Source organism: Burkholderia sp. BCC1640, assembly GCF_902833125.1.
Lineage (GTDB): Bacteria > Pseudomonadota > Gammaproteobacteria > Burkholderiales > Burkholderiaceae > Burkholderia > Burkholderia diffusa.
Window position 1 is genome coordinate 78,102 of the sequence record NZ_CADFEF010000002.1, and the last position, 12,458, is coordinate 90,559.

General features: G+C 67.8%; 11 protein-coding genes and 1 pseudogene. 4 read left to right on the top strand and 8 right to left on the bottom strand.

What is annotated here, in order from left to right; genetic code table 11:
• Window positions 1-109: 109 nt before the first annotated feature.
• From HWX25_RS02795 to HWX25_RS02825, 7 genes are all read right to left on the bottom strand, one after another.
• Window positions 110-1,429 carry a cytochrome c gene (locus tag HWX25_RS02795; RefSeq protein WP_175906968.1) on the bottom strand — a complete coding sequence of 440 codons (1,320 nt, stop codon included), beginning with the start codon at window positions 1,427-1,429 and terminating at the stop codon, window positions 110-112.
• A gap of 15 nt (window positions 1,430-1,444) precedes the next feature.
• On the bottom strand, window positions 1,445-3,667 hold the full coding sequence (locus HWX25_RS02800; protein ID WP_175906969.1) for a xanthine dehydrogenase family protein molybdopterin-binding subunit: 2,223 nt from the start codon (window positions 3,665-3,667) through the stop codon (window positions 1,445-1,447).
• A gap of 1 nt (window position 3,668) precedes the next feature.
• Window positions 3,669-4,124, bottom strand: a complete 456-nt coding sequence (locus HWX25_RS02805) for a (2Fe-2S)-binding protein (protein ID WP_059525474.1) — start codon at window positions 4,122-4,124, stop codon at window positions 3,669-3,671.
• A 136-nt stretch (window positions 4,125-4,260) separates the two neighbouring features.
• Entirely contained in the window at window positions 4,261-4,560 is a 300-nt protein-coding gene (locus HWX25_RS02810) for a putative quinol monooxygenase (protein ID WP_059525472.1), read from the bottom strand.
• A 93-nt stretch (window positions 4,561-4,653) separates the two neighbouring features.
• The gene (locus HWX25_RS02815; protein WP_175906970.1) at window positions 4,654-5,712 is read right to left on the bottom strand and encodes an NADP-dependent oxidoreductase; all 1,059 of its coding nucleotides are present in this window, start codon (window positions 5,710-5,712) and stop codon (window positions 4,654-4,656) included.
• A gap of 203 nt (window positions 5,713-5,915) precedes the next feature.
• Window positions 5,916-6,536 (bottom strand): TetR/AcrR family transcriptional regulator, encoded by a 621-nt coding sequence (locus HWX25_RS02820; protein WP_059525468.1) that lies wholly within the window; start codon window positions 6,534-6,536, stop codon window positions 5,916-5,918.
• A gap of 123 nt (window positions 6,537-6,659) precedes the next feature.
• Window positions 6,660-7,670 carry a DNA-binding protein gene (locus HWX25_RS02825; protein ID WP_175907315.1) on the bottom strand — a complete coding sequence of 337 codons (1,011 nt, stop codon included), beginning with the start codon at window positions 7,668-7,670 and terminating at the stop codon, window positions 6,660-6,662.
• 268 nt (window positions 7,671-7,938) lie between these two features.
• Between HWX25_RS02825 and HWX25_RS02830 the strand changes: the two are divergent.
• Window positions 7,939-8,121 (top strand): annotated as a pseudogene (locus HWX25_RS02830) (cation transporter); the annotation flags it as partial.
• 210 nt (window positions 8,122-8,331) lie between these two features.
• Here the strand turns inward: HWX25_RS02830 and HWX25_RS02835 are convergent.
• Window positions 8,332-9,522, bottom strand: coding sequence for a LuxR family transcriptional regulator (locus HWX25_RS02835; protein WP_059525725.1), 1,191 nt, complete (start codon window positions 9,520-9,522; stop codon window positions 8,332-8,334).
• Window positions 9,523-9,803: 281 nt separating this feature from the next.
• On the opposite strand from HWX25_RS02835, the gene HWX25_RS02840 reads away from it, so the two are divergent.
• From HWX25_RS02840 to HWX25_RS02850, 3 genes are all read left to right on the top strand, one after another.
• On the top strand, window positions 9,804-10,742 hold the full coding sequence (locus HWX25_RS02840; protein WP_175906971.1) for an alpha/beta hydrolase: 939 nt from the start codon (window positions 9,804-9,806) through the stop codon (window positions 10,740-10,742).
• Window positions 10,739-11,863, top strand: coding sequence for a bifunctional 3,4-dihydroxy-2-butanone-4-phosphate synthase/GTP cyclohydrolase II (ribBA, locus tag HWX25_RS02845; protein ID WP_175906972.1), 1,125 nt, complete (start codon window positions 10,739-10,741; stop codon window positions 11,861-11,863). The genes HWX25_RS02840 and ribBA overlap by 4 nt, the downstream gene beginning before the upstream one ends.
• 172 nt (window positions 11,864-12,035) lie before the next feature.
• The gene (locus HWX25_RS02850; RefSeq protein ID WP_059819071.1) at window positions 12,036-12,458 is read left to right on the top strand and encodes a helix-turn-helix transcriptional regulator; all 423 of its coding nucleotides are present in this window, start codon (window positions 12,036-12,038) and stop codon (window positions 12,456-12,458) included.

Sequence of the window (12,458 nt, forward strand, 5' to 3'; positions counted from 1 at the left end):
ACGCCGGTTGACAGAAAGCACTATGTTGCCGGGCGCCCTGCCCCCGGCAACCTTCGACAACGCGCACGCAGCACGCATGCCCGTCGTCATCCGCCACGTTCGGCCGCGCTCAGCGCGCGGCCGCCGTCGCCTTGCGGAGTTTCGCGACGTCCGCCGCCTGCACGGCCGGCGCGCCGTTGTTCCAGCCGGCGCGCATGAACGTCAGCACGTCGGCGATCTGCTGGTCGTTCAGCTGGTTCGCGAACGCCGGCATCGGATACGCGGACGGCACGCCGCCGATCACGAGCGACTCGCTGCCGTTCAACGTCACGTTGATCAGCGACGATGCATCGGCCTCGAGCACGTTCGGATTGCCCGCGAGCGGCGCGAGCAGCGGCGCGTAGCCGCGACCGTCCGCGCCATGGCAATTCATGCAGAAAGCGTTATACACCTTTGCGCCCGGATCGTTCGCCGGCCGGCCCAACGCGACCTGCGTCGGTTTCGGGTCGTAACGGTAAGGCGGCGCGCCCGTGCCACCCGCCGCCGGCAGCGATTTCAAATAGCGCGAGATCGCCGCGAGATCCTCGTCGGTCAGCTCCTGCGTGCTGTGGTTGATCACGCTGACCATCGAGCCGAACGCGGTCGCATGCTGGTTCGCGCCGGTCTTCAGGAACTGCGCGACATCCGCATCGTTCCAGCGGCCGAGCCCGGTATTGTGCTCGCCGGTCAGGTTCGATGCGAACCAGTTGTCGATCGGCGCACCCGACAGGAACGCCGCCCCGCTTTCGTCCAGCGCCTTCTCCTGGAAGCCGACGCCGCGCGGCGTATGGCACGACCCGCAATGCCCGAGCCCCTGCACGAGGTACGCGCCGCGGTTCCACGTCGCGTCCTTCGTCGGCTTGTCGGTGTACGGCGTCGTGTCGAGGAACACCGCGTTCCACAGCGCCAGCGGCCAGCGCATGTTGAGCGGCCACGGAATGTCGGACGCGCGGTTCGACTGCTTCACCGGCTCGACGCCGTGCATGAAGTACGCGTAAAGCGCCTTCACGTCGTCGTCGCGCAGCTTCGCGTACGACGGATACGGCATCGCCGGATACAGGTGATGGCCGTCCTTCGCGACACCCGAGCGCAGCGCGCCCGCGAACTCGGCCTCGGTATAGCCGCCGATGCCCGTGTCCGGGTCGGGCGTGATGTTGGTCGTGTAGATCGCGCCCATCGGCGTGACCATCTTCAGGCCGCCGGCGAACGGCGCGCCGCGCGGCGCGGTGTGGCACGCCACGCAATCGCCGGCCTTCGCGAGATACGCGCCGCGTGCGACCAACGCGCTGTCGGCGGGCGCCGTTTGCGCGGCATGCACCGCCGTGCCGGCCATCGACGCGGACAGCGCGATCAACGATGCGCCGAGCGTGCGAGCGGCGCGATTCAGGCTGTTCGGGGTGAGGTTTCGCATGGTGTGTGTCTCCCCTCAAGCCGTCTTCAGCTGGTTGCCGACCGGGAGCTTGCGCAGCCGCGTGCCGGTCGCCGCGAAGATCGCGTTCGACAGTGCCGCCGCGGTCGCAGCGGTGCCCGGTTCGCCGATTCCGCCCGGCGCCTCGGCGCTCTTCACGAGATGCACGTCGATCGGCGGCGTCTCGTTGATGCGCATCATCCGGTAGTCGGTGAAGTTGCTCTGCACGACGCGGCCGTCCTCGATCGTGATCTCGCCATACAGCGCGCCCGTGATCCCGAAGATGATGCCGCCCTGCACTTGCGCCTCGATCGTGCCCGGATTCACGGCCATCCCGCAGTCGACCGCGCACACGGCACGCTTGACCTGCACCTCGCCGCCCTCCACCGCGACGTCGATGACGATCGAGAAGAAGCTGCCGAACGCGTGCATCACGGATACGCCGCGTCCTTGCCCCTTCGGCAGCGGCGTGCCCCATCCGGCGGCCTTCGTCGCAACGTCGAGCACGTTCAACGCGCGCGGCGTCTTGCCGAGCAGCGCGCGGCGGTACTGCACGGGATCGGTCTTGGTCTGCGCGGCGAGCTCGTCGATGAAGCTCTCGACGACGAAGGTGCTGCGCGTCGGGCCGACGCCGCGCCAGAACGCGGTCGGCACGTGACGCGGCTCCTGCCGCACGTAATCGATCAACTGGTTCGGCAGGTCGTACGGCAGGTCGGTCGCGACTTCGACCGCGTCGGGGTCGACGCCGTCCTTGAACGCGGGCGGCGCGAAGCGCGCGAGGATCGACGAACCGACGATGCGGTGCTGCCACGCGATCGGCTTGCCGTTCGCGTCGAGACCGGCCGAAATCCGGTCGTAGTAATACGGCCGATACATGTCGTGCTGGATGTCTTCCTCGCGCGTCCACACGACCTTCACCGGCGCATTGACCTGCTTGGCGATCTTCACGGCCTGGTCGATCATATCCGTTTCGAGCCGCCGGCCGAAGCCGCCGCCGAGCAGATGGTTGTGCACGACGATCTTTTCCGGCGGAAAGCCCGTGAGCTGCTGCACCGTGTCGCGCGCGCGCGTCGGCACCTGCGTGCCTACCCAGATCTCGCAGCCGTCGGCGCGCACGTGCACCGTGCAGTTCACCGGCTCCATCGTTGCGTGCGCAAGGAGCGGCTGTTCGTAGACGGCGTCGATGCGCGTCTTCGCATTCGCGAACGCGTGGCCGACGTCGCCGTCCTTGCGCGCGACCGCGCCCTTCCCGTTCGCGGCGGCCTGCGCGAGATCGGCGACGATATCCCTGGTCGATACCTTCGCGCCCGCACCTTCGTTCCACTTCACGACGAGCGCCGACGCGCCGCGCTTCGCGGCCCACGTGTGATCGCCGACCACCGCGACCGCGTTGTCCGCGCGCACGATCTGGCGCACGCCCGGAATCTTCTTCGCGGCCGACTCGTCGACGCTCGCGACCGTGCCGCCGAACACCGGGCTGTTCACGATCACCGCGTACAGCATGCCCGGCAGACGCACGTCGAGCCCGAACTGCGCGGTGCCGTCGACCTTCTCGGGCGAATCGAGCCGCTTCACCGGCTTGCCGATCAGCTTGAAATCGGCCGGCTGCTTCAGCGCGACGTCCTTCGGCACCGGCAGCTTCGACGCGGCGTCCGCGAGCTGGCCGTACGATGCGCGCCGGCCACTCGGGGTGTGCCGCACTTCGCCGTTTTCCGCCCGGCAGGTGGCCGGATCGACGTTCCATTGCTTCGCCGCAGCGGAAACCAGCAGCGTGCGCGCGGTCGCTCCCGCGCGGCGCAGCGGTTCCCACGCGTAGCGCACCGACGTCGAGCCGCCCGTCAACTGGCCGCCGAGCAGCGGATCGAGGAACAGCTTCTCATTGGGCGGCGCGTGGTCGAGCGTGACGTTCGACAGCGGCACCTCGAGCTCCTCGGCGATCAGCATCGGCAGCGCCGTGTAGACGCCTTGCCCCATCTCGACCTTCGGCATCACCAGCGTGACCTTGCCGCTGCGGTCGATCTGCACGAACGCGTTCGGCGCGAATACGCCGGCGCGCGCACTTTCGTCCGCATCGCCGCCGATCACCGAGCGCCGTGCGTCATCGCCGGCCGCCGGCAGGCTGAAACCGAGCAGCAAGCCGCCGCCCGCCGCCGCGCCGAGCGACATGCCCGCCTTCAGAAACGAACGGCGCGACACGCCCGCGCCGGCCGCCTTACCTGCTTCGATGAGTCCTCGCGACATGTCACGCTCCCTTCGCAGCTTGCTTGACGGCCGCGCGAATCCGGTTGTACGTGCCGCAGCGGCAGATGTTGCCGGCCATCGCCGCGTCGATGTCGGCGTCGCTCGGGTTCGGATTCGACGCGATCAGCGCCGTGGCCGCCATCACCTGCCCGGACTGGCAGTAGCCGCACTGGACGACGTCGAGCTCGCGCCACGCTTCCTGAACCTTCTGCCCGGCCGGGGTCGCGCCGACGGCTTCGATCGTCGTGATCCTGCGGCCCGCGACGGCCGCGACCGGCAGCACGCACGAGCGCGCGGCGACGCCGTCGAGATGGACGGTGCACGCGCCGCATTGCGCGATCCCGCAGCCGAATTTCGTGCCGGTCAGACCCACGACGTCACGCAGGACCCACAGCAGGGGCATGTCGTCGGGGGCGTCGACCGTGCGGTTCTCGCCGTTGATATTGAGGGTGACCATTCAGACTCCGGGGCCGATGTATTGGGGAAGCGGCGCGAACGATGCACCGCGTTGTCGTTGTCATTGCCGTCGCGTCATGCGTGACGGCTGCCGCGCGGCCGGGGCGGGAGCGAGCCGCGACGACGGTGCTGCGTCGTTACTCGGCCACGTCGATGCCCGACAGCACCTTGATGACGGGCGGCGCCGCGAACCAGTCGGCCGACTTCACGCGGAATTCGGCGAAATACGGGCTGGCAAGGTGCGCGTCGAATGCGGCCTGGTCGTCGTAGATTTCGTACAGGTGCAGGTTCGGCGAACCGTCCTGCTCGCGGAACAGGTCGTAGCGCCGGTTGCCCGGTTCGACGCGCGTCTTGGCGACCATGCTGCGCAATTCGGCCTCGGCGGCCTGCGCGTGTTCGGGTTTCAGGAACAGGGAAGCAATCACGTGAAGCGCCATCTTGTCACTCCTTTCGAAACGGAATCGAGCATGCCACAAGCCGGCGTCTCGCGACGCCAGCGTGCAATCGTTGTGTGTCGTCTTGCGCCAGTGTCAGGCCAGTTCGTCCGGGCCCACGCGCACGACGACCTTGCCGAAATTCTTCCCGGCGAGCAAGCCGATCAGTGCTTGCGGTGCGTCAGCCAGGTCGGGGACCACATCTTCAAGCGTCTTCACCTTGCCCTGCGCGACCCACTCGCTCATCTCTTTGAGGAACGACGCATAACCGGTCGCATAGTGATCCAGAATGATGAACCCCTGCATCCGGATGCGCTTGCGCAGGATCGTGCCCATCAACGCCGGCACGCGGTCGCGGCCGCTCGATACCGCGGTGTCGTCGTACGCCGCGTCGTTGTAATGCGCGATGATTCCGCACACCGGCACGCGCGCGTGATCGTTGAGCAGCGGCCACACCGCGTCGAACACGGCACCGCCGACGTTCTCGAAATAGACGTCGATGCCGTTCGGGCAGGCGTCCTTCAGCCGGGCGGCAAATTGCGGATCGCGGTGATCGACGCACTCGTCGAAGCCGAGCGTGCCCTTCACGTACGCGACCTTGTCGGCGCCGCCCGCGACGCCGACCACGCGGCAGCCCTTCAGCTTCGCGATCTGGCCGACCACCGCGCCGACGGCCCCGCTCGCGGCGGCCACGACCACGGTTTCGCCGGCCTTCGGCTCGCCGATCGTCAGCAGCCCGGTGTACGCGGTGAACCCCGGCATGCCGAGCACGCCAAGCGCATACGACGGATGCGGGAAGTCGCGGCCGAGCGGAATGAGGTCGCTGCCGTCGGACAGCGAATAGTCCTGCCAGCCGCCGCCGGCGACGACCAGGTCGCCTTCGCGATACACGGGCAGGTTCGACGCCACGACACGGCTGATCGTGCCGCCGACCATCACGTCGCCGAGTTCGACCGGCGGTGCATACGACGGCGCGTCGCTCATCCGGCCGCGCATGTATGGGTCGAGCGACAGCCAGACCGTGCGCAACAGCACCTGGCCGGCGCCGGGCACCGGCACGTCGCCGGTCTCGGCACGGAAGTCGTTCGGGGTGGGCGCGCCGACCGGGCGCGCGTTCAGGATGATTCTGCGGTTTGCTGCCTTGCTTTGCGGCATGGGAACCTCCGTCAACAGGAAGGGACGTGCACTGGGCACGATCGGATCAACTTGGACAACCGTGATGCGCGAGGCTGCAGGCCGTGCCGGCCAATCGGCCGGCGGCGCCTCAGCCTCGCGGGTAAGGCAACGGGATTTCAGCGTAAGTAGACCAGTCGTCTAGTGCTCATTCAAAAAACAAGGCGCGCCTGCGCGCGCCCACGTTACGACTGCGCTCCATCTGGCTCGAAGGACGGCAGGTTCAGCATCCGCCGCGTTTCGAGCATCGCGCGTTCGAGCGGCTTGCGATTCCGGTGAATCTTCTCCAGCAGCGTCGCACCCAGCCACAGCTCGTAAAGGATCGCGGCCGTATGCGCCGGATCGTCGACACCGCTCAGCGAGCCGTCGGCCAGCCCGGCCTCGATCCCGCCCGCGAGCCGCTCGATGATCTGGCCGGTGCCGCGCCGTAGCACCGCGCGCATCGCCTCCGACAGATCGGACACTTCCGCGCCGAGCTTCACCGCGAGGCACTTGCCTTCCGGATCGTCCGCGCACTGCGTGTGCAGCCAGTTGCCCCAGTACGTCATCAGGCGCTGCGCGCCCGTGCCGGCCTGATGGCCGAGCAGGTTGTCGAGATGCGCGAGATAGCCTTCGAAATACGATTCGAGCAGCGCCTCGCCGAACGCCTCTTTCGAGCCGAAGTAATGGTAGAACGAGCCCTTCGGGATGCCCGCCGCGGCGAGAATCTCGTTCAGACCGACCGCCGAGAACCCCTTGTGGAGCATGATCGGCTTCGCGATATTCAGGATGTGCTGGCGGACTTCCGCGCCTGAAGATGCATTCATGATGGCGTATCTTAGCAACGATTAGACCGGTCGTCTAGTAACGTCGAGCCGGCAAGTTGAGCGGCACTTTACCCGAATCGCGCCGCGCCGCGGATGCGTTGCCGCCGCACCGTGGCGTCCATGTCACGCGGGTTTGGGAATGCGCTTCCTGGCGACCGGTTTCGCCGCGCGCAGGCTGCCGCCCGCCGGCCGACCGGGCGCCCTGCGCACGGGCGGGCGTGATGCGCGTTCGGCACGCAATGCGTCGAGCTCGCCGACATACGCGACATTGGCCGCGCGGGCGCCGTCGAGCTGACCTTCGAGCACGCCGCAGCGGTGCTGTGCGTCGGCCAATTGCGCTTGCAGCGCCGCGAGATCCTTGCGGTGCTGCATCTCGCGCTGTTCAGCGCGCGTCGCGGCCGCGTCGAGTTCCTTTTGAACGCGCGCGGCCGCGAGCCGTTCGCGGTCGATCTCCTGAAGCGCCCGCTTCTCCGATGCACGCAAGCGTTCCTCCGCCCGGCCTGCGTCGTCGCGCAACCGGTCGAGCTGTGACGTGAAGTCGGCGCGCGCCTGCGCCAGCGCACGATCGGCGTCCGCATTGTCGGACTTCAGCCTTTCGACCTCCGCATGCAGCGCGCGGCGCGATGCTTCGTCGGCCGCCCTTGCCTGCTCGAGCTCCTGGATGCGCACCTGGGCCGCCAGCAGCGCGCTCGTGCGGTGCTCCAGCGCGGTTTCCGTGCGGGACAGGTCGGCCTGCGATGCGGCGACTTCCGCCTTCGCTGTCGCCCGTTCAGCTTCGACTTCGGCGCGCAGTGCATCGAGCGCTGCGGCAGCATCGGTCGTCGAGCGGCTCCACAACGCGGCGACGAGCTCGCCGGCCGCAGCCTGCAGGTCGGCCGGCAGGTCTGGATGCTCGATGCGCACCCGGCTCTTCTCCCGCAACTCGGCCCAGAACTCGCCGAGAACCGCCGTCGGCGTGCTCATGCTGCCCTTGCGCACGAGCTGGTAGAGGCGGTTCGCGGTGGGCGTGATGCCGAAGCGGAAGAACATCAATGCGCAGACCTCGCGATACAGCTCGCGGGTTTTCGGGAAATCGGCCTTCAGGCGGTCGATTTCGGCGATCAGGCGGGAATCGTCGGGGGTGAGGTCGGGCATGGCGGGTTGAGTCAGTAGTTTCGTTAATAATATAACGTAAACCGTCAAATATCCAATCATGCGCCTCTTTTGGTTTGACATTATTTCTATAATGTTGCGGTTTTTGGGGCGCGCTTCGTTATTTCCGAATGTGGCTCGCCGCCACCTCATCAAGTTCCTGTCGACAACCGCCGGTGAAACTGCGCCTCGAAAGTTGATTTGATCGCAGTGACCTGCCGATCCGGCGCCCCCGCTGCTGTCTGCTGCGCAAGCCATGCGAAACCGGCTCGGCTCGGCGCTGCGCGAAGCGAGCGGCTGGCATCTGCGCACCGACGCACTGTCCACGCTGCTGGCCGCATTCACGATCGGTGCGATCGCGATCCGGACGGGCGTCGGATGCATCGGGCGCGGTTGCGTGCAATGGCCGGCATTGCCGGCGTGGACGACGAGTCGCTCGACGCGCGAGTCATGACGATGTGTGCGGCATCGTTAGGCGTGGTGACTCGAAATGCTCGATGCCCGCCAGTGACTGCGCATGAAATGAAAGAGGCCTGCACTGCGCGAGCCTCTTGTTCATGATGCCGTGATCGCCGCAACGTACCGCACGCGCCGACCGCGGTCGATGTATCGGCAAACGGCTCCGCACGATCCCAATGCGGCTGTCTACGACGTGCCGCTCCGATCAACCGAGCGGCACCACGCTCCCGAGCAGGATCCGCACGAGCGTCGCCTGGCGCGTCACGCCCGTCTTCGAAAAAATCGCGCGCAGGTGCGTGCGTGCCGTGTTCTTGCTGATCCCCGACTCCTCCGCCGCTTCCTCGAGCGTCAGCCCGTTCGTCAGCAGCAGCGCGAGCGACGTCTCGGCCGGCGTCAGGTCGAACAGCTTGCGGATGATTTCCTGCGCGCCCTGCGGCTTGCGGTCCGGGTCGCGCAGGAACAGCGTGACGGCCGGCCGGCGCTTGTTGTCCTCCGACCAGTCGGACAGCAGCACGGTGCGCACCAGCAGCCCGAGACGCGGCTTGTCGAAACTGCGCGTGATCGGCATCGCCTCGACGGTCGCCGCCGCCGTGCCGTGATGTCCCATCACCGCGTGGCGGATCAGCCGCTTGAGCGTGCGGTTCTCCTGCGCATCGGTCGCCTCGATCGTGCCGCGCGCAATCGTCAGACCGTTGTTCTGCTTCAGGATCTCGTCGGCGACGCTGTTCATGTCGATGATCGTGCCGTTCTCGTCGAGCGTGATCGTGCCGATCTGCATCCGGTTGATCGCGTTCGCGTAGATCGACCGCTCGACCTCGGCCGTGTCGAGCCGCGAATGGAGCTCGACCGCGCGCTTCAGATGCGGCAGCAGCAGCGCGCAGATCGCCTTGTCGCGCGCGGAAAACTGCTTCGACGCATGGTTGCGGCACACGCGGAACCGGCACTCGACGCCCGACGGCGTGCGCAGGTCCGCGCCGAGGATGTAGCGCACGTCCTGCGGCTTCAGGAACTGCTTGTACAACTCGCTCGACAGCCAGCCCGTGTCGCCGAACACGTCGTCGACCGTGACCACGCGATCGGCCGGCAGGCCGACGAACGGATCGAGCGAATAGTAGTAGTTGTTGTACGACGCCTCGCCGTCACCCGGCACGACCGGGCCGTATTCCGAAGCGTGCACGGACAGCGGCGCGCGGCGGTCGCTCGCGGCCGCGCGCAGGATCAGCGTCACGTAGTTGGCCTGCAGCAACCGGCGAACCAGCTCGAGCGCCCCCGCCCACGGCGGCGTTTCCAACGGTCCCTGGTAGATGCGCGCCATCAGCTCGCTGAAATCCGCGACGCCGATGTCGGCCTCCTCGCTTGTTGACTGGCTCTCTTGCGGAGCCCATCTCGTCTCCATCAGCACGCTCCATCCTCCATGCAACTTGTGGTCGGTGCGATTCATCCGCGCCGCCATGATTAAGACGCGTCTTAATTCCGGCGTCATCGGGACATTCACTGAATGGTGAGCTTTGGCCAATCGGACGCGCGAACCATCGTCCGATCGGATGATGTGGCGCCCTGCCCGCTGCGCTGGAATGCCCGTCAGGCCGTGCCGACAAGCGTCCGGCGCGGGCTCAGGGAAAACCGCGATGCGGGTTTACCTGATTCAGACCGCATCCGATTCAGACAGGAGTTCCAATGCCGCTCGACCCTCAGGCGCAGGCGCTGCTCGCCGCGCTCGCCCAAGCGCCCGCGATCGATTTCGATCAACTGACCGTGCCCGCGTACCGCGCGAGCCTCGCCGGCGGCAGCGCGTTCGCGCCCGGCGACGCGATTGCCGCCGAAGAGGACTGGCAGATCCCGGCACCGGGTCGTCAGTTGTCCGCTCGGCTGTATCGGCCCGATGCCGACGGGCCGTTGCCGCTGACCGTGTTTTTCCACGGCGGCGGCTTCGTCGCGTGCGGTATCGACTCGCACGCGAACCTGTGCCGCAGTCTTGCCGGACGGGCGCGCACGCTCGTGCTGTCGGTCGATTACCGGCTCGCGCCCGAAGCGCACTTCCCGGCGGCCGCGCAGGACGCATGCGATGCCGTGCGCTGGGCCGCCGCCAGTGCGCGCGATCTCGGTGCGCGCGCCGGTGCGATCGCCGTGGCCGGCGATAGCGCCGGCGGCAACCTGGCCGCGGTCGCCGCATTGCAGCTGCGCGGCTCGGGCATCGCGATCGCGCACCAGTTGCTGCTGTATCCGGTCGTCGATTGCGCGACCGAGCATCCGTCATACGAATCGCTCGGTGAAGGCTATTTCCTGACGGCGGACGCGATGCGCTGGTTCAAGCGCCAGTATTTCGACGACGACGCCGACCGCGCATCGCCGCTCGCGAGCCCGCTCGCCGTGGCGGATCTGTCGGGCGCGGCGCCGGCCACGATCGTGAGCGCGGAATTCGATCCATTGCGCGACGAGGCCGAAGCGTATGCACTGCGTCTCGCGCAGGCCGGCACGCCGGTCTCGCTCGTGCGCTGGCCGGGCCAGCTGCACGGCTTCGCGAGCATGCTCGGCGCGGTCGACGCGGCCGATCGCGCGCTGACCTTCGGCGCCGATGCGCTGCGTCGCGCATTCGACGCGACGGAGGTGCAATGACGCTCGCCAGCACGCTGGAAATCGTCGACGAGCTTCGCGCGGGGCGGATGGTCCTGCTCGTCGACGAAGAGGATCGCGAAAACGAAGGCGACCTCGTGATCGCGGCCGATCACGTGACGCCCGACGCGATCAACTTCATGGCGCGCTTCGGGCGCGGGCTGATCTGCCTGACGCTGACCGCCGAGCGTTGCGAGCAATTGCGCCTGCCGCCGATGGCCGATCACAACGGCACGCCGTTCGGCACCGCTTTCACCGTCAGCATCGAGGCGGCCGAAGGCGTGACGACCGGCATTTCCGCGGCCGATCGCGCGCGGACGATCCGCGCGGCAGTCCGTGCAGGCGCGCGCCCCGACGATCTCGTGCAGCCCGGCCACGTGTTTCCGATCGCCGCGCGCTCGGGCGGTGTGCTGGTGCGCGCGGGGCACACCGAGGCCGGCTGCGATCTCGCGGCGCTTGCCGGGCTCACGCCCGCGTCGGTGATCTGCGAGGTGATGAACGACGACGGCACGATGGCGCGGCTGCCCGAGCTGCAGACGTTCGCCGCGCATCACGGGCTGAAGATCGGCACGATCGCGGACCTGATCCATTACCGCCGCGAGCACGAGTCGCTCGTCGAACGTGTCGGCGAACGGCCGCTGCATACGCCGTGGGGCCGATTCCGCGCGATCGAATATCGCGACACCGTGCATGGCGCGCCGCATCTCGCGCTGGTGCGAGGCGAGCCCGATCCGTCGACGCCCGTGCTGACGCGCGTGCACGAATGCCACTCGTTGCTCGACCTGCTCGACGCGGAGCCGTCCGCGCATTCGTGGCCGCTGCACGCGGCGCTGCAGCGGATCGATGCGGCCGGCTGCGGCGTCGCGGTGCTGCTCGACTGCGACATGCGCGGCGACGCGATGCGAACGCCCGCCGGCCACGCACGCCGCGACGGCCGCGTGACGGGGATCGGATCGCAGATCCTGCGCGACCTCGGCGTACGGCGGCTGAACGTGCTGTCGAGCCCGTTCCGGCTGCCGGCGCTGTCGGGGCACGACCTGGAAATCATGGCGTTCATCCCGCTCGGCGACGACGATCCGGAAAGCGCGCGCGCCGCCCACGCCAGCCCGCTGCGGGTGGCGTGATGGCGGGCTGACGAACGCACGCCGCAGGCCCTTTCACCGATCCACGGGTTTCCGCGTGACAGGCTATCGTTTGTTTTTATGATTTACAGTCTTGGGTTTGTATTTTGACGATACATACCATAGACTGTATTTTTCGATTACAAGCGATCGCCTGTCATTTCGCGGAGAGCCCATGGCATTCCCAGTCCAGACCTTGAGCCAGTTGCGCCCGATCCTCGTCGGCTTCCGGAAGTCGGCGGGGCTCACGCAGGCGCAACTCGCCGCCCGCCTCGGCGTGACGCAACAGTCGTACGCGCAGCTCGAAGCCAATCCGTCCGCGGTCAGCATCGAACGGCTTTTCAAGGTGCTGAACGTGCTCGGCGTTCGCCTGACGCTCGTGCCGGGCACCCCGGACGACACAACGGCGCCCGACGACACCGCGCCGGCGCTCAAGCGCGCACCGGCCGCGCGCGGCCGGTCGTCCGGCTCCTCCGGTTCGTCGGATGTGCCGGCCCGCCCGCCGGCCGCCGCGAAGGCTCCATCCGCCGCCGCGCGGAAACGGCCTGCCGCGGCGACACCCGGCAAATCTCGGAACCCCACGCGGGAGGACTGGTGA